General features: G+C 71.2%; 19 protein-coding genes. 2 read left to right on the forward strand and 17 right to left on the reverse strand.

Annotated elements, in window-relative coordinates:
• Positions 1 to 8: 8 nt before the first annotated feature.
• From ACZ6BG_RS10400 to ACZ6BG_RS10435, 8 genes are all read right to left on the reverse strand, one after another.
• Positions 9 to 731 (reverse strand): response regulator transcription factor, encoded by a 723-nt coding sequence (locus ACZ6BG_RS10400; RefSeq protein WP_468999455.1) that lies wholly within the window; start codon positions 729 to 731, stop codon positions 9 to 11.
• Positions 728 to 2080, reverse strand: coding sequence for a sensor histidine kinase (locus ACZ6BG_RS10405; protein WP_468999459.1), 1353 nt, complete (start codon positions 2078 to 2080; stop codon positions 728 to 730). The genes ACZ6BG_RS10400 and ACZ6BG_RS10405 overlap by 4 nt, the downstream gene beginning before the upstream one ends.
• Positions 2077 to 2967, reverse strand: coding sequence for an ABC transporter permease (locus ACZ6BG_RS10410; RefSeq protein WP_468999462.1), 891 nt, complete (start codon positions 2965 to 2967; stop codon positions 2077 to 2079). Before ACZ6BG_RS10410 ends, ACZ6BG_RS10405 begins: the two co-directional genes overlap by 4 nt.
• A complete protein-coding gene (locus tag ACZ6BG_RS10415; protein ID WP_468999464.1) occupies positions 2964 to 3938 on the reverse strand; it encodes an ABC transporter ATP-binding protein in 975 nt (324 codons plus the stop codon). The genes ACZ6BG_RS10410 and ACZ6BG_RS10415 overlap by 4 nt, the downstream gene beginning before the upstream one ends.
• A gap of 222 nt (positions 3939 to 4160) precedes the next feature.
• Positions 4161 to 6488, reverse strand: coding sequence for a hypothetical protein (locus tag ACZ6BG_RS10420; protein WP_468999467.1), 2328 nt, complete (start codon positions 6486 to 6488; stop codon positions 4161 to 4163).
• Positions 6489 to 6628: 140 nt separating this feature from the next.
• On the reverse strand, positions 6629 to 6997 hold the full coding sequence (locus ACZ6BG_RS10425; RefSeq protein WP_468451736.1) for a DUF6113 family protein: 369 nt from the start codon (positions 6995 to 6997) through the stop codon (positions 6629 to 6631).
• Between the two features lie 290 nt (positions 6998 to 7287).
• On the reverse strand, positions 7288 to 8196 hold the full coding sequence (gene mshB / locus ACZ6BG_RS10430; RefSeq protein WP_468999471.1) for an N-acetyl-1-D-myo-inositol-2-amino-2-deoxy-alpha-D-glucopyranoside deacetylase: 909 nt from the start codon (positions 8194 to 8196) through the stop codon (positions 7288 to 7290).
• Positions 8197 to 8394: 198 nt separating this feature from the next.
• On the reverse strand, positions 8395 to 8589 hold the full coding sequence (locus ACZ6BG_RS10435) for a hypothetical protein (RefSeq protein ID WP_030359751.1): 195 nt from the start codon (positions 8587 to 8589) through the stop codon (positions 8395 to 8397).
• Positions 8590 to 8800: 211 nt separating this feature from the next.
• Between ACZ6BG_RS10435 and ACZ6BG_RS10440 the strand changes: the two genes are divergently transcribed.
• On the forward strand, positions 8801 to 10972 hold the full coding sequence (locus ACZ6BG_RS10440) for a prolyl oligopeptidase family serine peptidase (protein WP_468999474.1): 2172 nt from the start codon (positions 8801 to 8803) through the stop codon (positions 10970 to 10972).
• Positions 10973 to 11494: 522 nt separating this feature from the next.
• Here ACZ6BG_RS10440 and ACZ6BG_RS10445 read toward each other — a convergent pair.
• The 5 genes from ACZ6BG_RS10445 to ACZ6BG_RS10465 all read right to left on the reverse strand — a co-directional run bounded on the left by ACZ6BG_RS10445 (position 11495) and on the right by ACZ6BG_RS10465 (position 17167).
• Positions 11495 to 12553, reverse strand: a complete 1059-nt coding sequence (locus ACZ6BG_RS10445; protein ID WP_468451734.1) for an ABC transporter ATP-binding protein — start codon at positions 12551 to 12553, stop codon at positions 11495 to 11497.
• A 1-nt stretch (position 12554) separates the two neighbouring features.
• Positions 12555 to 13562, reverse strand: coding sequence for an ABC transporter ATP-binding protein (locus ACZ6BG_RS10450; RefSeq protein WP_468999476.1), 1008 nt, complete (start codon positions 13560 to 13562; stop codon positions 12555 to 12557).
• Between the two features lie 6 nt (positions 13563 to 13568).
• Complete coding sequence (locus ACZ6BG_RS10455; protein ID WP_468999478.1) at positions 13569 to 14555, reverse strand: ABC transporter permease; 987 nt, start codon at positions 14553 to 14555, stop codon at positions 13569 to 13571.
• Positions 14548 to 15471: an ABC transporter permease gene (locus ACZ6BG_RS10460; protein WP_030359746.1), complete on the reverse strand. Its 924-nt coding sequence runs from the start codon at positions 15469 to 15471 to the stop codon at positions 14548 to 14550. Before ACZ6BG_RS10460 ends, ACZ6BG_RS10455 begins: the two co-directional genes overlap by 8 nt.
• Before the next feature lie 67 nt (positions 15472 to 15538).
• Positions 15539 to 17167 carry a peptide ABC transporter substrate-binding protein gene (locus tag ACZ6BG_RS10465; RefSeq protein ID WP_468999481.1) on the reverse strand — a complete coding sequence of 543 codons (1629 nt, stop codon included), beginning with the start codon at positions 17165 to 17167 and terminating at the stop codon, positions 15539 to 15541.
• Between the two features lie 156 nt (positions 17168 to 17323).
• Here ACZ6BG_RS10465 and ACZ6BG_RS10470 point away from each other — a divergent pair, with 156 nt between their 5' ends.
• The gene (locus tag ACZ6BG_RS10470) at positions 17324 to 17902 is read left to right on the forward strand and encodes a Uma2 family endonuclease (RefSeq protein WP_468999483.1); all 579 of its coding nucleotides are present in this window, start codon (positions 17324 to 17326) and stop codon (positions 17900 to 17902) included.
• A 65-nt stretch (positions 17903 to 17967) separates the two neighbouring features.
• Here ACZ6BG_RS10470 and ACZ6BG_RS10475 read toward each other — a convergent pair whose 3' ends face one another.
• The 4 genes from ACZ6BG_RS10475 to ACZ6BG_RS10490 are packed head-to-tail and all read right to left on the reverse strand — an operon-like array spanning position 17968 to position 22069.
• Positions 17968 to 19125: an ABC transporter ATP-binding protein gene (locus ACZ6BG_RS10475; RefSeq protein WP_468999486.1), complete on the reverse strand. Its 1158-nt coding sequence runs from the start codon at positions 19123 to 19125 to the stop codon at positions 17968 to 17970.
• Positions 19118 to 20176: an ABC transporter ATP-binding protein gene (locus ACZ6BG_RS10480; RefSeq protein ID WP_468999488.1), complete on the reverse strand. Its 1059-nt coding sequence runs from the start codon at positions 20174 to 20176 to the stop codon at positions 19118 to 19120. Before ACZ6BG_RS10480 ends, ACZ6BG_RS10475 begins: the two co-directional genes overlap by 8 nt.
• An 11-nt stretch (positions 20177 to 20187) precedes the next feature.
• The gene (locus ACZ6BG_RS10485) at positions 20188 to 21147 is read right to left on the reverse strand and encodes an ABC transporter permease (protein WP_468999491.1); all 960 of its coding nucleotides are present in this window, start codon (positions 21145 to 21147) and stop codon (positions 20188 to 20190) included.
• Positions 21140 to 22069: an ABC transporter permease gene (locus ACZ6BG_RS10490; protein ID WP_468999494.1), complete on the reverse strand. Its 930-nt coding sequence runs from the start codon at positions 22067 to 22069 to the stop codon at positions 21140 to 21142. The genes ACZ6BG_RS10485 and ACZ6BG_RS10490 overlap by 8 nt, the downstream gene beginning before the upstream one ends.
• Positions 22070 to 22130: the final 61 nt, after the last annotated feature.

A 22130-nucleotide genomic window follows, 5' to 3' on the forward strand; every position in this document is an offset into this window, starting at 1 on the left:
CCGACCGCTCAGAGCCAGCCCTTCTCGCGGGCGATGCCGACCGCCTCCGCGCGGTTGCGGGCCGCCAGCTTCTGGATGGCCGTCGAGAGGTAGTTGCGGACCGTGCCCTGGGAGAGGTGCAGGGCGGCGGCAAGCTCGGCGTTCGTGGCGCCGTCGGCCGCCGCGCGCAGGATCTCGCGCTCGCGGTCCGTCAGCGGGTTGGCGCCCTCGGCCAGGGCGGCGGCGGCCAGCGTGGGGTCGATGACGCGCTCGCCCGCGAGGACCCGGCGCACGGCGTCGGCGAGTTGGGAGGCGGGTGCGTCCTTGACCAGGAAGGCGACGGCCCCGGCCTCCATGGCGCTGCGCAGATAGCCGGGCCGCCCGAAGGTGGTGAGCACGACGACCTTCAGCTCCGGGAGTGCGGCCCGCAGCTCCGCCGCCGCCTCGATGCCGGTGCGGCCCGGCATCTCGATGTCCAGGAGCGCCACGTCCACGGCGGTGGCCCGGGCGGCGGCCAGGACCTCGTCGCCCCGGGCCGCCTGCGCGACGACCTCGATGTCCGGTTCGAGGCCGAGCAGCGCGGCGAGCGCCTCGCGGACCATCGACTGGTCCTCGGCGAGGAGCACGCGGATGGGGTGGTCGGTGGAGGGAGTGGCGGCGGGCGCGGTGCCAGGCGCGGGCCCCGTGCCACCGCCCGCCCCGGTCGTACCCTCTGCCCCCGTGGCCCCCGCGGGCCCGTGCGTGCCGCTCATGCGGACGATCCTAGGGCGGTGGGCGCGGCGCCCTCCGCCGGGCCCGGCACCAGCGGCACGCGCGCCGCGAGCCGGAACCCGGGCCGGTCACCGCCGTGCCGCCACCGCCCGCCGAACGCCGAACCCGCCCCGGCACCACCCCCGGCCCCACCAGGACCACCAGCCCCACCGGCCCCGGTACTCCCGCTCCCCGACGACACATCCAGCACCCCACCGACCGCCTCGAGCCGCTCCACGAGCCCCGTGAGCCCGTTGCCGTGCTTGCCGGGCCCGCCGCCGGACGAGAGGCCCACGCCGTCCTCCGTGAGCCCCACCCCGTCGTCCTCGACCGCGAGTTCCAGGACGGGCCCCGCGAGCGTCTGGCGGCGGGTCAGCGTGACCGCGCAGCGCCGGGCGCCGCTGTGCCGTACGACGTTGGTGACCGCCTCGCGCAGCACCCAGGCGAGCGCGGCCTCCCGCTCCTCGTCCGGGGCCGCGTCGCCGCCGGGGGCCTCCAGGGGGACGTCGGCGTCGATGCCCGCGGCGGTGAGGGCCGTGCGGGCCCCGGCGAGCTGTCCGGCCAGGGTGAGCCGCCGGTAGCCGGTGACGGCCTCGCGCACGTCCACCAGGGCCTGGCGGCTGACCTGTTCGATGTCGGCCACCTGCTGGGCGGCCTTGTCGGGGTGGTCGGGGAGCATCCGCCCGGCCAGCTCGCTCTTCAGGGTGATCAGGGACAGGGAGTGGCCGAGCAGGTCGTGCAGGTCCCGGGAGAGGCGCAGGCGCTCCTCGTTGGCGGCCAGTTGGGCGACCGTGGCGCGCGCCTGGCGCAGTTCGACGGTGGTGCGGATCAGCTGCCGCACGCCCGTCATCGCGAACCCGACGAGGAACGTCGTCACGCCGAGGCCGGGGAACAGGTCGGCCGCGTCGGTGTCCCGCGTACCGATCGCCATCATCAGGAGCGTGACCGCCGGGATGGCCCACACCGCCCGCCGCGTCGGAAGGACCGCGCCCGCCGCCACCGCCACGTACACGAAGAGGCCGAGCCAGGCCGTCCCCATGCCGACGGCGAGGACCACCGCGAGGGCGGTGAGGGCCGTGAGCGTCACGTACACCACGGGCCATTCCCGGATCTTCGTCGTGTACCGGAAGACCAGCGTGAGGTAGCAGCCGACGAACGCCGTCAGGCCGAGCGAGCCGAGCACGGTGGCCGTGCCGCCGTGGCCGCCGTCGATCAGGTCCTTCACGGGCCCGGCCAGGAAGACCAGCCAGATGCCGATCCAGGCCAGCTTCACGCGGGCCTGGCGGCGGTCGAGGACCGGCTGTCCGAAGGAGTGCAGGGGGTGCCGGTCGTGGTCGAGTGGTTCGTTCACGCCTTCAGTGTGTCCTTCCGGTACAGCCAGGCCGCGCCGCCCGCGAACAGCAGGAAGTACGCGAGGAGCAGCACGACGTCCCCGGCGTGGGGCGCGCCGCCCAGCTCGATGGCCCGGCCGAGGGCCGCGTAGGCGTGCGTCGGCGTCCAGTCCGCGAGCGTCTGGAGCCAGTGCGGGAACGTGGTGGTCGGCATCCACAGGCCGCCGAGCAGGGACAGGGCGAAGTACAGGATCATCGTGACGGGCCGCACCGCGTCGCCCGTGGCGCTGTAGCCGATGGCCACGCCGAGCGCGGCGAAGCACAGGCTGCCCGCCCAGATCGCGCCGGTCAGGGCGAGCCACTGCCAGGCGTCCAGGCGTACGTCCTTGACCGCGGCGGCGGTCACGAACACCACGACGATCGACGGCAGGCTGACCACGGCCGCGCTCGCCGTCTTCGCGAGGACGTAGCCGCGCCCCGGCAGGCTGGTCAGCCTGAGCTGGCGCACCCAGCCGCTCTGCCGCTCCTTGGCGATGCGCTCGCTGTTGCCCATCAGGACGGCCGTGAGCGCGCCGAACGACGCCATGGACACCATCATGAACGCGGGCAGCGCGAGGCCGGTCCCGTCGACCTCGGTGGTGCTGTCGGCGCCACCCGCGATGATCACGAAAAGCAGCGCCGGGTAGATCACGGAGAAGAACAGGAACTTCTTGTTCCGCAGGGCGCGCCTGACCTCCAGGGTGACCAGGGCACCCGAGGTGAAGCGCGGGCCGCCCGCGGAACGGGCGTTCGGTGTGGCGTGCGTGGTCACGTGACTCTCCTTCTCCGGGCCGCGGGCGCGGGCCGCTTCGTCCTCCGGGCCGCGGGCGCGGGCCGCTTCGTCGATTGCTCCGCTCGTCGCGCTCATGCCGTCCGCGCCTCCTCGGCCGCCGTGATCGCGACGAAGGCCTGCTCCAGGCCGAGGCCCGCGACCTCCAGGTTGCGCGGGCGGACGCCGAGGCCGTACAGCGCGTACACGGTGGCGTCGGCGTCGGTCGACTGGAGCCGGACCGTGTGGCCCGAGAGGTCGAGCGCCGACAGGAACGGCAGCTCCCGCAGCCGCTGTTCGAGGGCGGCAGCCCCGTCCGCGCGCAGCTCGTCCAGGTCGAAGCTGACCTTGCGGGCGCCCGCCCTGGCCTTGATCTCGGCGGCGGTGCCGTCGGCGAGGAGCCTGCCGCGGTGCAGGACGAGGACGCGGTCGGCGATCGCGTCGGCCTCCTCCAGGTAGTGAGTGGCGAACAGGACGGCACGGCCCTGGTCGGCCTGCTCGCGCATGGTCGCCCAGAAGGCCTGGCGGGCCGTGACGTCCATGCCGGTCGTCGGCTCGTCGAGGACGATCAGGTCGTTGGCCCCGGCGGTGGCGAGGGCGAACCGGACGCGCTGCTCCTGGCCGCCGGAGAGCTTGTTGACCCTGCGGTCGGCGATCCGGGCGATCCCGGCGGCAGCGAGGACGTCGTGCACACGGTACGGCCGCGGGTGCAGGTCACAGGCGAGCCGCACCAGTTCGCCCACGGTGACCTCGTCCATGAGCCCGCCGGACTGCAGCATCGCGCCGACCCGCCCCGCGGTGATCGCCTCGCGCGGGCTGGTGCCGAACACGCTCACCGTGCCGCTGTCCGGGCGCCGCAGGCCGAGGAGCAGGTCGAGCGTGGACGACTTGCCCGCGCCGTTCGGCCCGAGCAGCGCCACGGTCTCGCCCGGATGCAGGTCGAGGCTGAGTCCGTCCACGGCCACCACGTCGCCGTACGCCTTGGTCACCCGGTCGAAGCTCACGGCGCTCGCGGCCGCCCGCGCAGCCGTGTCCCGGGCCGTGCCCGCCGTTGTCTCTGTCGTCGTCATGTCCACCATCGTTGCTGGTCACAGCGGTGTCACGGCAGTGTCGTGTGTGACCGGACCGGGATGACAGTTGTCATGCCGTACGGGTGACAGGGCGGCGGGCGAACGGAGCGGCGCGGCGACCGACCGGCCGACGGAAGCAGTGGGGGAACGCGAACGGGCGGGGCGCCTTCCGGCACCCCGCCCGCTTCGGTCCGTCCTCGGCCGGCTCGGATTCGTCCTCGGCTAGCTCGGATTCGTCTCGATCACGCCCACCCGCTCCGCGGGCGTCTTGCCCCGGAGCGCCTTGCCCATGGCCACGGCGACGTCCGTCGGCTGCACCGGCGTCTTCTTGCCGTTGCCGCGCTGGATCAGGATGCCGTCGAACGTGTTGCCGTAGAGCTGCTTGAGCGCCTTCAGGTCGTACGTCTCCGTGAGCCTGCCGCTGCTCGCGGGCTTCGCGCCGAGGATCTGCGGCAGCGACTTGGCCGGGCCGAGCGGGATCGACGCGCTGGTCCCCTTGACGCTGATGGTGACGTTGGCGGACATGGCGGGCTTCGCGAACCGCGTCATGAACGCGTCGACCTCGGCGTCCGAGACCGTCGGCTTGCGGTTGGTGACCGGCACCGCGACCGTGCCCGCGCTGCCCGTCTCGACCTGCTTCTTGTACGCCGCGGCGACGGCCTCGGACGCCTTCGCGGCGTCGATGCCCTTGCCCGCCTTGCCGTAGACGGCGACGGCCTTGCCGGGCACGAACTTGACCGTGCCCTCCTTGGCCGATCCCGAGCCGCCCGCGGCGCGCTCCAAGGCGGCCGCCAGCTTCTCCTCGTCGACGGGCATCTCGGGCTCGACGACGCGCTCGCCGCCGAAGAGGCCGCCGATCACCGACACCGGGTTGTAGTCGCTGCCCGCGGCGGCGCGCACGGTGGCCTGGCTGTCGAGGGTGAGGCCCGCCTGGTCCGGCTTGAGGGTGACCTGGTCGCCGCCCACCGTCAGCTTCAGGGGCTTGTTGACGCGCTCGCCGAGCGCCGCGTCGAGCTTCTTCACGGCCTCGTCGCGGGTGCCGCCGCCGACGTCGACGCCGAGGACGGTGGTGCCCTTCGGTACGTCGGCGTGGTTCATCAGCAGACCGGCGCCGTACGCACCGCAGCCGAGGACGACGACCACGCCGCCGAGCAGGACCAGCTTGCTGCGGCCCTTTTTCTTCTTCTTGGCCGCGGGCGCCGTCGGCACGTTCGGCTGCACCGGCTCGGGCAGCTTCGGCGGGGTGTGCGGCCCCGGCTCGTCGAGGTGCGCGCCGGGCGCGAACGGCGAGTTCTGCGCGGGCGGGACGACGGGGATGCCGCTGTTCAGGGTGTCGCCGGAGACGTTGCCGCCGGGGCCGCCGGGCACTCCCGCACCGGGCGTGGGCGGGCGCTGGCCGCCGGAGGCGGGCTTCTGCGGCGTGAGGATGGCGGTGTCGTCGCTGAGGCGGGGGGTGACGGGGGCGCCGGGGCCGTTGGGGGCAGCGGGGTTGTTGGGGCCACCGGGGGCACCGGGTCCGCCGGGACCACCCTGGCCGGCGGGACCACCCTGACCGCCGGGTCCGCCCGGACCACCGGGGCCGCCGTCCGAGCCGTCGCCCAGGGGGCCGCCGTCGGGGAAGGCGTCCGAGCCCGAGCCGTAGCCCGCGCTGCCGTAGAGGTCGGTGCCGTTCGGATAGCCGCCGAGTTCGGGCCCGGGGCCGGGCGGCAGCATCGGGCCGTCGCCGGTCACCGGTCCCCCGGTCGGCCCGACCGGACCCTGGCCGGAGTTCCCGTACTCGCCCTCGCCGCCGGAGAAGTACGGCAGGTCCCCGCGCTGCGACTCACCGCCGCGCGGCCCACCCGTCCCCAGCGGCCCGGCCGCGACGGCGCCGGACACGTCGTACGCGCCCGTACCGGAACCGGAACCCGGACCGCCGGAACCAGAGGAGCCGGAAGGACCGGACGAACCAGCGCCGGAACCGGAACCGGACCCGGAGGCGCCGGAAGAGCCGGAGGAAGGGGTCCCGGTGGACGCCGCCGGACCCGGGGCGCCCTTCGGGGCGGCCTTGCGCGGCGCAAACCAGTCGCTGGCCTTCTCGTCGCCGTCCTCGGCGCCCGCGGCTCCCTGCGGCGCGGCCGCGCCCCCGGAAGAGGCGGTACCGGCGGCCGGGGAGGCGGCCGTGGAAACGGAGGATGCCCCGGCGGCGGAGGGACCCGACAGACCCGTCGTGCCCGCGCCACTGCGGGCGCTCGTGCCCGACCCCGTGCCCCCGGCGCCGTCCACGCGCCGGTCGTCCGCGCCTCTGTCACCGTCGGCGTCACCGACGGGCGTGCGCATGACGACCGGGGGGATCGGCCGCGAACCGGGGATGTTGATCCGGATGCGGGTGGTCAGCGTGGTCTCGGTCTTGGGTTCGTTCCGCTCGTCGGCCCCCTGGCCGACGCCGTCCGGACCGCCCTCGGGCGCGGCGCCCTGTGCGGGCGAGCCGTACGGCGGCGTGCCCGACGGGTACGCGGCCCCCGTGCGTCCCTGGGGACCGGAGGACGAACTGTCAGTTTCACGACTCAAGGCAGGTTCTCCTGGTTGGCTCCACCGCCCGTTTCGACCACTCGGGCGGCTCGGCGGCGCGCACCACCATACTGGCCGCCGCCCACGGTCATCCCGTGACCGGCGTCAAACCCGTGCGGGACACGGGCTCAAGTGGTACGTCACTTGCCAAGTCGGGCGTCGGACGCGCCCGGTTGCGGTGACTGCCCGAGGGTGGCACACATCACAGCCACCCCCATACCGCCCAGCAGGAAGACGTACGACCCGAGGCCGGCGCCGAACACGAAGTCGCCCTCAGGCCGCGTCGCGGTGAGCAGCATGACGGCGACGAGCCAGCCCGCGGCGGGCGCGACGGCCCCGCCCCGGGTGCCGGTGGCGCGCGAGCCGCCGTAGAAGGCACCGGCGCTGCCGGCGAGCGCGAGCAGCAACCCGCCCGGGAACCAACCCTGTTGGGCGAGCGCGCCCGCCACCCCGACGACCGCGCCGAGCAGGAAGAGCCCGGCGTACGCCACCAGGCGCACGACGTTCAGCGGCTGCGCGAGGAAGCTTCCGGGCGCCGCGGAGGCACCGGCCCGGCCGGAACCGGAACCGGAACCGGCTGCCGGGCGCGCGGAGGTGGCGGCGGCCTTAGCGGCGGCACCCTTGCCGCTTCCACCCGCCTTGCCGCTCCCGCTCACCTTGCCGCTTCCACCCGCCTTGCCTCCGGACCCGGACGTACCGCTTCCGCTTCCCTTGCCCACGGCTCCGGCACGGGCCGCCTCGGCCGAGGCGGCCGAGCCCTCCGGCTTGGCCGACGAAGACGAAGCCCTCGACCGCGCGCTCACTTCTCTCCCCCCGCCACACCGAGCCCCGCGAACAGATCCGTCTCGCGTCCGCCGTCCACCGTGCCCGCCTCGCCTCTCACCAGTTCGTAGTACTCCACATCGAAGATCGGCTGCGCCAGGCCGTTGGAAAGGGCGAACAGCGGCTCGTGGACCTCGATCTGGGTCACGTGGGCACGCATCGCCGCCGCCTTGGCCGCCCCGAAGGCCCGCCCGTCGATCTCCGTCGTGACGCGCTCGTCGTCGGTCACGCCGGGCACGTCGGCCACCGTGGCCATGCCGGTGAACGGCGAGGCGGGCAGTTCGTCGGGGAGCCGCAGGAAGCGCTTCTCGACGGTGGTGCGGGGCGCCCGGTTCCAGTAGACCTTGGCGACGGTGTGCGCCTCGCCGAGGTCGTGGCGGAAGGCGGGCTCGGCCGCGAGGTCGACGGCGCGCATGGCGACGCGGTGGGCCTGGATGTGGTCGGGGTGGCCGTAGCCGCCGTCCGGGTCGTAGGTGACGAGCACCTGCGGGCGCAGTTCGCGGATCACCTCGACGAGATGGGCCGCCGCCTCGTCGACGTCGGCGGACCAGAAGGCGCCGGGGCGGCGGTTCTGCTCGGTGCCCATCATCCCGGAGTCGCGGTAGCGGCCGGCGCCGCCGAGGAAGCGGTGGTCGGCGACGCCGACCTCCTTCATCGCGGCGGCGACCTCACCGACGCGGTGGGCGCCGAGCGTGTCCTCGCGGTCGGCGGCCAGATGGGCGAGCGCGGGCGGGATGACCTCGCCCTCCTCGCCGAGCGTGCAGGTCACCACCGTGACTCGGGCGCCCCCGGCCGCGTACTTGGCCATGGTCGCGCCATTGTTGATCGACTCGTCGTCGGGGTGCGCGTGCACGAGCAGCAGGCGCCGGGCGGGCTGTTCCGTCATGGGAACAGCCTACGAGCCCGGAGCACGCCCGCCGCGGGCCCGCGAGCCGCCCGCGCCCGCTCGCCTCTCCCTTCCCCCGCCCTCGGGCCCGCCCGGCCCGATTCGCCCCCTTTGTCGCCTCCTGGTCCTTCGGGCCCCTGTCCCCCGCTCCCCTCGCCCGGCCGAATCCGGCCGCGGCGGCCCGTACAGCGGGTGCCGTCAGAACTTGATGTCCTCGATGACCCCCGCGAGGTTCGTCGACAGCTCATCGATGGTCGGCGCGAGCGACGAACTGGCCAGATAGAAGCCGAGCAGCGCGCAGACGATCGCGTGGATCGTCTTGAGCCCCTGTTTCCGCACCAGCATGACCACGATGATCGCCAGCAGCAGCACCACCGATACCGAGAGTGCCACGGCGGTTCACCTCCCATTCCCATCACGCGACAACGTTCCGACCGACTGCCCCGAGCCGCCTCGGGACCGCCCCCTGCGTCCGGCCGACAGGACCCAACTCGCCGTGCCAGCAAGGTCATACCCACCAAGCGCTACGGATCATAACTATGTGTCGAGCCACATGAGTCGGAGCACCGCAGCACAAGGGGCGCATGAGCCATAGGCTCGGGCAATGACCATCGAGACCCCGGAAACCGACGGGCCCCAGGACGGTGCCGCGCAGCGGCTTTCCTTCCCGCGCCAGCACGCCCGCACGCAGCGCTTCTCCCTGGGCGCGCCGCGCGCCTTCACCGTGGCTCCCGACGGCTCCCGCGTCGTCTTCGTCCGCTCCGCGTCCGGTACGGACCGGACGGGCGCGCTCTGGGTCCTCGACCTCGCCGACGACGGCGCCGAGCGGGTCGCCGCCGATCCGCGGGCGCTGCTCGACGGCTCGGCGGAGCGGCTCTCGGCGGCGGAGCGGGCGCGGCGCGAGCGCAGCCGCGAGGGCGGCTCCGGCATCGTCGGGTACGCCACCGACGCGGCCGTGGAACTCGCCGCCTTCGCCCTGTCGGGCCGCCTCTTCGTCGCGGAGCTGCGCGCGGGCACCGCCCGCGAACTGTCCGCCCCCGCCCCCGTGATCGACCCGCGGCCCGCGCCGGACGGCCGCCACATCGCGTACGTGTCCGGGGGCGCCCTGCGCGTCACGGGCGCCGACGGCGAGGGCGACAGGGCGCTCGCGGCACCGGACGCGGTCGAGGCGGACACGGTGACGTACGGGCTCGCGGAGTTCATCGCGGCCGAGGAGATGGACCGCTTCCGTGGCTTCTGGTGGTCGCCCGAGTCCGACCGGCTGCTCGTCGCGCGGGTCGACGACGCGCCCGTACAGCGCTGGTGGATCGCCGACCCCGCGCACCCGGACCGGGAGCCGACGTCGGTCGCCTACCCGGCGGCGGGCACCGACAACGCGGACGTGCGGCTGTTCGTGGTCGGCCTGGACGGGGCGCGCACCGAGGTCGCGTGGGACCGGGACCGCTATCCGTACCTGGCGCGGGTGCACTGGTCGGCGGACGGGGCGCCGCTGCTCCTGGTGCAGGCACGGGATCAGCGCAGCGCCCTGTATCTCGCGGTGGACCCCGACAACGGCTCGACGCGGATGGTGCACGCCGACGAGGACGCCGACTGGCTTGAACTCTTCCCCGGTTCGCCCTCCTGGTCGCCCAGCGGACGGCTCGTGCGCATCGCCGACGAAGGCGGCGCGCGCGTGCTCGCCTGGGGCGAGCGGCCCCTGACCGGCCCTCAGCTGCATGTGCGCGCCGTCCTCGACGTGACCGAGGACTCCGCGCTGATCTCGGCGTCCGCGGGTCCGGGCGCCGCCGATCCGGAGATCGGCGAAGTGCATGTCTACCGCGTCAACGAACTCGGCGTGGAGCGGGTCTCACAGGAGCCCGGAGTGCACTCGGCGGTCCGCGCGGGTGATGTCACCGTGCTGGTTTCGGCCACTCTCGACCGTCCCGGCTCACGGGTGTCCGTGCTGCGCGACGGCAAGCAGGTGGCGACCGTCGCCTCGCACGCCCAGCGCCCGGGGCTCACCCCGCGCGTGACGCTCCTCGAAGGGGGCGCGCGGCGGATTCCATGCGCCGTGTTGCTCCCCACCGGGTACGACCCGGCGGACGGGCCGCTTCCCGTACTCATGGATCCGTACGGCGGTCCGCACGGGCAGCGTGTGATGAAGGCCCACAACGTCTACCTCACCTCGCAGTGGTTCGCCGACCAGGGCTTCGCCGTCGTCGTCGCCGACGGGCGCGGGACGCCGGGGCGCTCGCCCGCCTGGGAGAAGTCCGTCAAGGGGGATCTCACCCGCACCCTCGACGACCAGGTCGAGGCGCTGCACGCGCTGGCCGAGCGCTTTCCCCTCGACCTCGGGCGGGTCGCCATGCGCGGCTGGTCCTTCGGCGGCTATCTCTCCGCCATGGCCGTCCTGCGGCGGCCCGACGTCTTCCACGCGGCCGTCGTGGGGGCGCCCGTCACCGATCTCCGCCTGTACGACACCCACTACCAGGAGCGGTACCTCGACGATCCCCGAACCTCCCCCGAGGCCTACCGCAACAGCTCCCTGGTCTCGGACGACGGGCTCGTCGACCCCGGTGAGCCACATCGTCCGATGCAGATCATCCACGGCCTCGCCGACGACAACGTGGTCGTCGCGCACGCCTTGCGGCTGTCCTCGGCGTTGCTCGCCGCCGGGCGGCCGCACGAGGTCCTGCCCCTCTCCGGGGTCACCCACATGACCCCCCAGGAGCAGGTGGCCGAGAACCTCCTCCTGCTCCAGGTCGACTTCCTGAAGCGCTCCCTGTCCCTGCCCTGACCGTCCCGCCAACCGTCCCCCTCAACGGGCGACCGGTCGGGGCGACATGGCGCGCCCCGACCGGTCCGACGGCACCCGCACGGCCGTACCCCCACACCCTGCCCGCCCCATGTCTCCCCCACGGGTCAACGGGGTTGCCCGAATGTTTCCTGCTCCGCCCCTGGACCCCGGGGGTGGGTGTCCCGTTGCTGTGGGACGGGGGCGCCGTCGAATCGGCGCTCCGCGCCTCGTCCTCAAACGCCGGACGGGCTGAGAACTTCGCCGGGGCGGGCTGAAAGGTGCGGGGGGGGCGAGGTGGAGGGGTGCTGCGGCGAGGGGGGAGGTGGCTGTGGCGGACGGGAGAGGTGGCTGCGGGGTGGGCTGGAGACGTGCTGGGGTGGGGTGTTTCGGGCCAGAGGGTGCCGGGCTTTGGGGTGGCCCTGGGGGAAGGTTGGGCGGGCGGGTGGAGATAGCCCGTCCGGCGTTTGAGGACGAGGCGCGCAGCGCCGATACAGGGTGCCCCAGGCCCACCCGCACGGGACATCACGGCACCACGTGCTTCTCCTCCGCGAAGTGGCACGCGGAGTCATGCGCCGCGGGCCCCTCCACCCCCCGGAACTCCGCCGGAACGGCGAGCGCCGGGACCTCCAGAGCGCACCGCTCCTGCGCCTTCCAGCAGCGAGTCCGAAACCGACACCCGGAAGGGGGATTGGCGGGCGACGGCACGTCCCCGCTCAGAATGATCCGCTCACGATGCTCCCGGGCGTCCGGATCGGGCACGGGTACGGCGGACAGCAGCGCCTGCGTGTAGGGATGCGTCGGATGCTCGTAGATCTCGGCGTCGCTCCCGGTCTCGACGATCCGCCCGAGGTACATGACCCCGACCCGGTCGGAGATGTGCCGCACGATGGACAGGTCGTGGGCGATGAACACGTACGAGAGGTGGAATTCGCGCCGGAGCCGGTCAAGCAGGTTGACGACCTGCGCCTGGACGGAGACGTCGAGCGCGGAGACGGGCTCGTCGGCGACGATGATCTCGGGCCGCAGGGCGAGCCCGCGGGCGATGCCGATGCGCTGCCGCTGACCGCCGGAGAACTGGTGGGGATAGCGGTTGATGTATTCGGGGTTGAGGCCGACGACGTCGAGGAGTTCCTGGACCTTGGCGCGGCGCGACCCCTTGGGGGCGACTTCGGGATGGATCTCGTACGGCTCCCCGATGATGTCGCCGACGGTCATGCGGGGGTTCAGGGAGGTGTAGGGGTCCTGGAAGACCATCTGGATGTTCCTGCGGACCGCCTTCAGGGCGCGCCCGGACAGCTTGGTGATGTCCTCGCCCTTGTACTGGATCTCACCGGCGGTGGGCCGCTCCAGGTTGACGAGCATCTTGGCGACGGTGGACTTCCCGCAGCCGGACTCCCCGACGATGCCGAGGGTCTCCCCGCTGCCGAGGTCGAAGTCGACGCCGTCGACGGCCTTGACGGCGCCGATCTGCCGTTTGATGAGGATGCCCTGGGTGAGCGGGTAGTGCTTGACGAGCCCGCGGACCCTGAGGAGCGGCTCGGTCGTGACCGGCTTCTCGGCCACGTCCGCCGTCTTGGCCATGTCAGCCACGGAGGGTCTCCTTCCAGAAGTGGCAGGCACTGCGCCGCTCCGCGGTGAGTCCCTCGTACGTGACCTGGGCGAGCGGCGGGACGTCGGTGCGGCACACGTCCTGGACCATCGGGCAGCGCGGGTTGAAGGCGCAGCCGGGCGGGATGTTCATGAGGTTGGGCGGCAGGCCCTTGATGGCGAAGAGGTCCTGGCCCTTCTGGTCCAGGCGCGGGATGGATTCGAGCAGGCCCTTGGTGTACGGGTGCGCGGGGGCCTTGTAGATCTCGTGGACGGGGGCCTTCTCGACGATGCGGCCCGCGTACATGACGGCGATGGTGTCGGCGACGTCGGCGACCACGCCGAGGTCGTGGGTGATCAGGATGAGGCCCATGTTCAGCTCGCGCTGGAGCTCCGCGAGCAGGTCCATGACCTGGGCCTGGACGGTGACGTCGAGGGCCGTGGTCGGCTCGTCGGCGATGATCAGGGACGGTTCGAGCGCCATCGCCATGGCGATCATGATGCGCTGGCGCATGCCGCCGCTGAACTGGTGCGGGTACTGGGTGACGCGTTCCTTGGCGGCGGGGATGCGGACCCGGTCCATCAGCTCGACGGCCTTGGCGCGGGCGTCCTTGCGGGACATCCCGCGGTGCACGACGAACATCTCGCCGAGTTGGTCGCCGACGCTGAGCACGGGGTTCAGGGAGCTGAGGGCGTCCTGGAAGATCATGGCCATGCCCGCGCCGCGGATCCTGCGCCGCTCCTCCTCCTTGAGCTTCAGCAGGTCCTGGCCCTGGAAGAGGATCTCGCCGGAGGTGATGCGGCCGGGCGGGATGTCGAGGATGCCCATGATTGCCTGGGCGGTGACGGACTTGCCGGAGCCGGACTCGCCGAGCACGGCGAGGGTCTCGCCCGCGGCCACGGCGTAGTCCACGCCGTTGACGGCCTTGGCGACGCCGTCGCGGGTCCTGAACTCCACGTGCAGATCGCGGACTTCGAGCAGCTTGGATGCCGTGTTCGCCATGGGCGGCTACCTCAGCTTCGGGTCGAGGGCGTCGCGCACCGCGTCGCCGAGCATGATGAACGCGAGCACGGTGACCGCGAGGGCGCCCGCGGGCCAGAGCAGCATGTGCGGGGCGTTGCGGACGTACTGGGACGCGGCGGAGATGTCGATGCCCCAGCTCACCGTGGGGGGCTTCAGGCCGACGCCCAGGTAGGACAGGGTGGCCTCCAGGGCGATGTACGTGCCGAGGGCGATGGTCGCGACGACGATGACCGGGGCGACGGCGTTGGGCGTGATGTGCCGCAGCAGCATCCGCGAGTTGGAGGCGCCGAGGGCGCGGGCGGCCTGGACGTAGTCGTTCTGTTTGGCGGTGATGACGGAGCCGCGGGCGATGCGGGAGATCTGCGGCCAGCCGAGCAGCACCATGAAGCCGATCACGGGCCAGACGGTGTTGCTGGTGACGACGGAGAGGAGCACCAGGCCGCCGAGGACGACGGGGATCGCGAAGAAGACGTCGGTGATGCGGGAGAGGATCGCGTCCCACACGCCGCCGAAGAACCCGGCGAGCCCGCCGAGCACGCTGCCGAGGACCGCGACGCCGAGGGTGGCGCAGACGCCGACGGTGACGGAGGCGCGGGCGCCGTACACGGTGCGCGTGTAGACGTCGCAGCCCTGGCCGTTGAAGCCGAAGGGGTGGCCGGGCGACGACCCCTTCTGGGCGTTGGCGAGGTCGCAGTCCAGCGGGTCGCCGGAGGCGATCGCGGAGGGCCACAGCGAGATGAAGACCAGGAACAGAATGATCAGGCCCGAGAGGATGAAGACGGGGTTGCGGCGCAGGTCGCGCCAGGCGTCGGACCACAGGCTGCGGGCGGGAGTGGCGGCGCCGCTGCCGCCGGGGCCGCCTTCGGGGCCGCCCGGGGCGAGCGTCGTCGCCTCACTCGCCGCGAGGTCCATCGCGCCGCCCGCGCCGGTCCCTGCGATGGCGCCCTCGGCGGGCTCATGGGGTTCAGGCATAGCGGATCCTCGGGTCGAGTACGGCGTACAACAGGTCGACGATCAGGTTCGCCAGCAGGAAGACGAGGACGAGCACCGTCACGAACCCGACGACGGTCTGGGTGCTCTGCCGCAGGATCCCCTGGTAGAGCTGGAAGCCGACGCCGTGGATGTTGAAGATCCGCTCGGTGACGATGGCGCCGCCCATCAGCGCGCCCACGTCCGTGCCGATGAAGGTGACGACCGGGATCAGTGAGTTGCGCAGCAGGTGCCTGGTGATGACGCGGCGCCGCGGCAGGCCCTTCGCCACGGCCGTGCGGACGTAGTCGGCGCGGCGGTTCTCGGCGATGGAGGTCCGGGTGAGGCGGGTGACGTACGCCAGTGAGACGGACGCGAGCACGAGTCCCGGCACGATCAGTTCGTCGACGGTCGCCTCCGTCGACACGGACGGTTTGATGACGCCCCACTCGACGCCGAGCAGCAGTTGGAGCAGCAGACCGGTCACGAACGTGGGGATGGAGATGACCACGAGCGTCAGGAGCAGCACGACCGTGTCGACGGGCTTGCCGCGCCGCAGGCCGGTGAGGACGCCCAGCGAGATGCCGATGACGATCTCGAAGACGATGGCGACGAGGGTGAGCCGGAGGGTCACGGGGAACGCCGACGACATCAGCTCGGTGACCTTCTGGCCGTTGAAGGCGGTGCCGAAGTCGCCCGTGAAGACGTTGCCCATGTACGTCGCGTATTGCTGCCACACGGGCTTGTCGAGGCCGAACTCCTTCTTCAGCTGGGCGGCCGTCGCGGGGTCGCACTTGCGGTCGCCGCAGAGGCCCGCGATGGGGTCGCCCATCACGTTGACCATCAGGAAGATCAGCAGTGTGGCGCCGAAGAAGACCGGGATCATCTGCAGCAGACGCCGGATCACATAACGACCCATGGGACTCGCTCCAGGAGTAGTGGGAGCGGCCGCCCGGCGAAGGCGCCGAACGGCCGCTCCACCGACGTCAGTTGACCTTGATCTCCGAGTAGACCGGCACGCTGAACTGGTTCAGCGAGACGTCGGAGACCCGGTCCGAGTAGCCGGCGCTGCCGTTCTGGTACCAGAGCGGGATGGCGGGCATGTCCTTGGCGAGGATCTTCTCGGCGTCCTGGAACTTGGTGACGGCCTTGGCCGCGTCGGTCTCTCCGTTGGCCTCGTTGATGAGCTTGTCGAAGTCCTTGTTGGAGTACTTGCCGTCGTTGGAGGAGGCGTCCGTGTAGTAGTTCGGCTCCAGGAAGTTCTGGATCAGCGGGTAGTCCATCTGCCAGCCCGCGCGCCAGGCCCCGTCGAGCTTCTGCTGGGACGCCTGGCTGCGGAAGTCTGCGAAGGTGCCGATGGGGTTCCCGACGCAGGCCTTGTCGTTGCCGAGGGCCCGGTTGATGGAGTTGCAGACGGCGTCCACCCACTCCTTGTGCGAGCCGGTGTCCCCGTTGTACGAGATCTTCAGGGTGCCGCCGGGGATGCCGCCGCCCTCCTCGACGAGCTTCTTCGCCTCGGCCGCGTCGTACTCGCACCAGTCGCCGCAGGCGCTGTCGCTGTAGCCGCCGTCCTCGCCGAGCACCGGCGAGGTCCAGTCCTTGGCGGGTGTACGGGTCTTCTGGAAGATCGTGTCGGTGATCTGCTCACGGTTGATCGCCCGGGAGAGCCCCTGCCGGACCTTCTCCGCGCCGGCCTTGTCCCACTTCTTGTCGTAGAAGGCGAAGGCGAGGGTCTGGATGATCCCCGCGGGGGTGTTGATGTACCGGTCCCCGAGGTCGCTCTTCACGTTCTTCAGCTGCGAGGCCGGGACGTCGTCGACCAGGTCGAGGTTCCCCGCCATCAAGTCCGTGTAGGCGGTGTTGTTGTCCGTGTAGACCTTGAGGTCCACGCCGCCGTTCTGCGCCTTGTCGTCCCCCTTGTACCCGTCCCACTTCCTGAGCTCCATCTTGGAGCCCTTCTGGTACGACTTCACGGTGTACGGGCCGTTGCCGACGGGCTTGGACAGCCAGGCCGCGTGGTCGTCGAAGAACGCCTTGGGCAGCGGTGCGAAGGAGGGGTAGCCGAGGGTCTCGGGCCAGGTGGAGAACTTCTGCGTGAGCTTCACGGTGAAGGTCCTGGAGTCGACGACCTTGAGCCCGGACAAGGTCTCGGCCGTCGCGTCCCCCTTCTCCGGGTGCACCTCGCCGTACCCCTCGATGTACCCGAAGAAGTAGGCGTTCTTCTGGTTGTTCTTGAGGTGCGCCCCGTAGTTCCACGCGTCGACGAACGACTTGGCGGTGACCGCCTCGCCGTTGCTGAACTTCCACCCGTCCTTGAGCTTGACGGTGAAGTTCTGCGAGTCCTTCGTCTCGATGGACTCGGCGATCATGTCCTTGGCCTCGCCGGTCTTCGGGTCGTACCGCTTGAGCCCCCGGAAGACCATGTCCAGGACCTTGCCGCCCTGCACCTCATTCGTGTTCGCGGGCTCCAGCGGATTCTGCGGATCCCCCCAGGAGGACCCCACCACCCCGGAGCCGTCGCCGCCACCACCGCCGCTCCCACCCCCACAGGCCGTCGCCGCGAGTGCGACGGCCACCGCACCAGCGGCCCACTTGGCGTGCGTGGCTCCACGCATGGAGTGCCTCCTCGATCGCTCTGCGCGCCGACTGTGTGCGCGTTACCGCAAATATCGCGGCAGAGCGGACGAACCGCACATTTAGCCCGGCCGTATGAGGGGGAGGCCATCCGGATGTACGCATGCGGCACCGCGGGGCCTCGCTACGCTCCCCGCGTGGACTACGCCGAGATGCGCGCGATCGCCGAAGACCTCGTGGCTTACGCCGAGCGCCTCGAAGGCTCCTGGAGTGTCGAGATCGGCCCCTCCGGCCCGGTACTGGCGATGACCCGCCCGCCGAAGCGGCATGCGGGCACAGTCCACCGCATCCGCAAGCACCTGGACGAGCAGCTCCCGACCACTCACCCCGGCCACATCTGCGCCAACGGCCCCCAGATCGAGCACCCTCCGATCGGCCGCATGCGCCGCCCGGACGCCGTGGTGATCCCGGAGGCGGTCCTCGACGAGGAAGGCCTGGCCGTGGACGCCACGCAGGTCCTCGCCGTCATCGAGATCGTCTCCCCCTCGAACCCGGAGAACGACTACGTCGGAAAGCTCTCCGACTACCCCGCGATGGGCATCGAGCACTACCTGATCGTCGACCCCAGGAAGGGCACCATCGAGGTGCACTCCGAGCCGTGCGGGGCGCACTACGGGGAGAAGGAGCCCTACATCTTCGGCGACCAGGTCTCCCTGGGCCCCTGGACCGTCGGCACGTCCGACTTGCGGCGCTACGGAAAGCCGGACCGGCGCTAGCCGCGACGGAACGTGGCTGTGCCCCGCCGGGCCTGCCGACGGGGCACACTCACAGCACCACGGCGCTACGCCGCGTGCACCACGTCCTTCTCCTCCGCGAAGTGGCACGCGGACTCGTGGGCGGCGGGCGTGTCCTTGCCGACGAAGCGCTCCGGGATCGCGAGCAGCGGGACCTCCTCCGCGCACTTGTCCTGCGCCTTCCAGCAGCGGGTGCGGAAGCGGCAGCCGGACGGCGGGTTCGCCGGAGAAGGCACGTCACCGGTGAGGATGATGCGCTCGCGGCCCTCTCGGGCCTCCGGGTCCGGGACGGGCACCGCGGAGAGCAGCGCCTGCGTGTACGGGTGCGTCGGGTGGTCGTAGATCTGCTCGTCGGAGCCGATCTCGGCCATCTTGCCGAGGTACATCACACCCACGCGGTCCGAGATGTGCCGGACGATCGACAGGTCGTGCGCGATGAAGAGGTAGGACAGGTTGAACTCGTCCTGGAGCTTCTCCATCAGGTTGATGACCTGGGCCTGGACGGACACGTCCAGGGCCGAGACCGGCTCGTCGCAGATGATGATCTCGGGGTTGAGCGCCAGGCCGCGCGCGATGCCGATGCGCTGGCGCTGACCGCCCGAGAACTGGTGCGGGTAGCGGTTGATGTACTCGGGGTTGAGGCCGACGACGTCCAGGAGCTCCTCGACCTTCTGCCGACGCGAACCCTTCGGAGCCACCTCGGGGTGGATCTCGAACGGCTCCCCGATGATGTCGCCCACCGTCATACGGGGGTTGAGCGAGGTGTACGGGTCCTGGAACACCATCTGGATGTTCCGGCGGACGGCCTTGAGCGCCCGGCCGGACAGCTTGGTGATGTCCTGGCCCTTGTAGAAGACCTCGCCCGCCGTGGCCCGCTCCAGGGTCATCAGGAGCTTGGCGACCGTGGACTTGCCGCAGCCCGACTCGCCCACGATGCCGAGCGTCTCGCCCTGGTAGAGGTCGAACGAGATGCCGTCGACCGCCTTCACCGCGCCGATCTGGCGCTTGACGATGATGCCCTGCGTGAGCGGGAAGTGCTTGACCAGATTGCGGACCTGGAGGATCGGCTCCCCGCGCTCGGCCGGGGCCTCGATCACGGCCACGGCCTCTTCCGGCGTCGCCGCGTCGACCGTCTCGACCTCGGTGACGTTCGGAGTGGCGTCCGTCGGCTCGGCGCCCTCGGCGCCTTTCTTGAGCTCAGCCATGGATCGTCTCCTTCCAGAAGTGGCACGCGCTGCCGCGGCCCACGAGCTCCGCGCCGTCCTGCTCCGTCACCGGAACCAGCGGCGGGATCTCCGTGCGGCAGATGTCCGTCGCCTTGGGGCAGCGCGGGTTGAACGCGCAACCCGAGGGGATCCTCAGGAGGTTGGGCGGCAGGCCCTTGATCGCGTAGAGCTCCTGGCCCTTCTGGTCAAGGCGCGGGATCGAGTCCAGCAGACCGCGCGTGTACGGGTGCGCGGGCCGCTTGTACAACTCGTGCACCGGGGCCGTCTCCACGATCCGGCCCGCGTACATGACGGCGATCTTGTCCGCCACGTCCGCGACCACACCGAGGTCGTGGGTGATGAGGATCAGGCCCATGTTGTACTCACGCTGGAGCTCCGCGAGCAGGTCCATGACCTGTGCCTGGACCGTCACGTCGAGGGCCGTGGTCGGCTCGTCGGCGATGATCAGGTCCGGCTCCAGGGCGAGCGCCATCGCGATCATGATGCGCTGGCGCATACCGCCGGAGAACTGGTGCGGGTAGTCGTTCACCCGCTCCTTGGCGGCCGGGATCTTCACCCGGTCCATCAGCTCGACGGACTTGGCCTTGGCCTCCTTGCGGGACAGGCCGTCGTGCACCCGGAACATCTCGCCGAGCTGGTAGCCGACGGAGAGCACCGGGTTCAGGGACGACAGCGCGTCCTGGAAGATCATCGCGATCTTGCGGCCGCGGATCTTCCGGCGCTCCTCGTTGGACATCTTCAGCATGTCCTGGCCGCGGAAGAGGATCTCGCCCTGCGGGATCTTTCCGGGCGGCATGTCGAGGATGCCCATGATCGCCTGTGCGGTGACCGACTTGCCGGAGCCGGACTCGCCGAGCACGGCGAGCGTCTCGCCCGCGTCCACGCTGTAGTTGACGCCGTTGACGGCCTTGACCACGCCGTCGCGGGTGTGGAACTCGACGTGCAGGTCCTTCACGTCGAGCAGTCGGCCGCTCTTCTCCTCGCCCGAGCGGGGGGCGGGGACGTCCGCGGTTTTCTCTGTGATCGTCACGTACGCCTCCCTCAGCGCAGCTTCGGGTCGAGGGCTTCGCGTACGGCGTCACCCATCATGATGAACGCCAGCACGGTCATGCTGAGCATTCCGGCGGGGAACAGCAGCACATGCGGGTTGTTCCGGATGAACTGGGTGCCGTCGGAGATGTCACCGCCCCAGGAGATGGCGCCCTCCCCGAGACCGAGGCCCAGGTAGGAGAGCGTCGACTCGGCGACGATGTACGTGCCGAGCGCGATGGTCGCCACGACGATCACCGGAGCGATGGCGTTGGGCAGGATGTGCCGGAACAGGATCCGCTTCGTCCCGGCGCCGAGCGCTCGCGCCGCCACCACGTAGTCCGCGTGCTTGGTCGTGATGACCGCACCGCGCATCACGCGGGCGATCTGCGTCCAGCCCAGGAAGGCCAGGGCACCCATCACCACCCAGACGGTGCGGCTGGTGAAGCCGTTGAGCACGACCATGGAGCCGAGCAGGAACGGGATGCCGAAGAACACGTCGGTGATACGGGAGAGCACGCTGTCCCAGAAGCCGCCGAAGTATCCGGCGAGCATGCCGACCAGGCCGCCGAAGAAGGTGACCAGGAGGGTCACGCCGACGCCGACCACGATGGAGTTCCGGGCGCCGAACAGGACGCGTGCGTAGATGCTGCGCCCCGTGCCGTCGTAACCGAACCAGTCGGCCTGGAAGAAGTGGCTCAGCTCGGGCTTGCCCAGGAAGTGCTTGGCCTGGTCGCCGGTCTCCGGGTCCGCGTCGGTGAACATGCCCGGGAAGAGCGACACCACGACGAGGAGCACGATCAGGAGCGCCGAGATCACGAACAGCGGGTTGCGGCGCAGATCCCGCCAGGCGTCGCCCCAGAGGCTGCGGGGCTTGCCCGGCGCGGGGGTCGCGGAGACCACGGCCCCGGCCACCACCTCGTCCGGTGCCGCCGCCTCGTCCGCGGTCGAGGTCTTGGTCAGGTCAGGCATAACGGATCCTCGGGTCCAGGACCGCGTAAAGCAGGTCGACGAGCAGGCTGGCGAGGAGGTACACGAGCACCAGGACGGTCACGATGCCGACGATGACCGCGCCCTCACGGCGGGCCAGCGAGGTGAAGAGCAGGTTGCCGACGCCCGTGACGTTGAAGATGCCCTCGGTGATGACCGCGCCGCCCATGAGGGTGCCGATGTCGGTGCCCAGGTAGGTGACCACCGGGATCAGCGAGTTGCGCAGCAGGTGCCGGGTGACGATGCGCTGCTTGGGCAGGCCCTTGGCCACCGCGGTGCGCATGTAGTCCGCCGAACGGTTCTCCGCGATGGAGGTTCTGGTCAGTCGGGCGACGTACGCGAGACCGACCATGCCGAGCACGAGTGCCGGGACCAGCAACTGCCCCATGTCCTCGGAGTCCTGCACCGTCGGTGTGATCCATCCCCACTCGTTGCCCAGGTAGAGCTGGAAGAGCAGACCGACCACGAAGATCGGCACGGAGATCACAAGGAGCGTGAACAGCGTCACCGTGTTGTCCACGATGCGGCCGCGGCGGATGCCGGCGAACACGCCCAGGGTGATGCCGACGACGAGCTCGAACGTCCACGCCATGGCGGCGAGGCGCGCCGAGACCGGGAATGCCTGCGTGATCTCGTCAAGAATGGGTCTGTTGCCCGCGATGGTGTTGCCGAAGTCCCCTTGGAGCAGGCCCTTCATGTAGTGCAGATACTGCTCCCACAGCGGCAGGTCCAGGCCGCGGTCGTGCTTGATCTGCGCCACCTGCGCCGGGTCCGGCGGCTTGTCTCCCCACAGCGCCCGTACGGGGTCGCCGGGGAGGACATTGACCATCAGGAAGATCAGCAGGGTTGTCCCGATGAAGACCGGGATCATCTGGAGCAGTCGCCTCGCGACGTAGCGCCCCATGGTGGTGCCTCCGTCCATTGCGGAGCCGTTCGCAAGCGACGCCCGGGATCGCCGGGCGTCG

It is taken from the genome of Streptomyces sp. NPDC041205 (assembly GCF_055591765.1).

Coding starts and splice junctions, on each gene's coding strand:
- ACZ6BG_RS10400 (WP_468999455.1), bottom strand. CDS start 731: ATGAGCGGCACGCACGGGCCCGCGGGGGCCACGGGGGCAGAGGGTACG.
- ACZ6BG_RS10410 (WP_468999462.1), bottom strand. CDS start 2,967: ATGAGCGCGACGAGCGGAGCAATCGACGAAGCGGCCCGCGCCCGCGGC.
- ACZ6BG_RS10415 (WP_468999464.1), bottom strand. CDS start 3,938: ATGACGACGACAGAGACAACGGCGGGCACGGCCCGGGACACGGCTGCG.
- mshB (WP_468999471.1), bottom strand. CDS start 8,196: ATGACGGAACAGCCCGCCCGGCGCCTGCTGCTCGTGCACGCGCACCCC.
- ACZ6BG_RS10440 (WP_468999474.1), top strand. CDS start 8,801: ATGACCATCGAGACCCCGGAAACCGACGGGCCCCAGGACGGTGCCGCG.
- ACZ6BG_RS10445 (WP_468451734.1), bottom strand. CDS start 12,553: ATGGCCAAGACGGCGGACGTGGCCGAGAAGCCGGTCACGACCGAGCCG.
- ACZ6BG_RS10450 (WP_468999476.1), bottom strand. CDS start 13,562: ATGGCGAACACGGCATCCAAGCTGCTCGAAGTCCGCGATCTGCACGTG.
- ACZ6BG_RS10455 (WP_468999478.1), bottom strand. CDS start 14,555: ATGCCTGAACCCCATGAGCCCGCCGAGGGCGCCATCGCAGGGACCGGC.
- ACZ6BG_RS10460 (WP_030359746.1), bottom strand. CDS start 15,471: ATGGGTCGTTATGTGATCCGGCGTCTGCTGCAGATGATCCCGGTCTTC.
- ACZ6BG_RS10465 (WP_468999481.1), bottom strand. CDS start 17,167: ATGCGTGGAGCCACGCACGCCAAGTGGGCCGCTGGTGCGGTGGCCGTC.
- ACZ6BG_RS10475 (WP_468999486.1), bottom strand. CDS start 19,125: ATGGCTGAGCTCAAGAAAGGCGCCGAGGGCGCCGAGCCGACGGACGCC.
- ACZ6BG_RS10485 (WP_468999491.1), bottom strand. CDS start 21,147: ATGCCTGACCTGACCAAGACCTCGACCGCGGACGAGGCGGCGGCACCG.
- ACZ6BG_RS10490 (WP_468999494.1), bottom strand. CDS start 22,069: ATGGGGCGCTACGTCGCGAGGCGACTGCTCCAGATGATCCCGGTCTTC.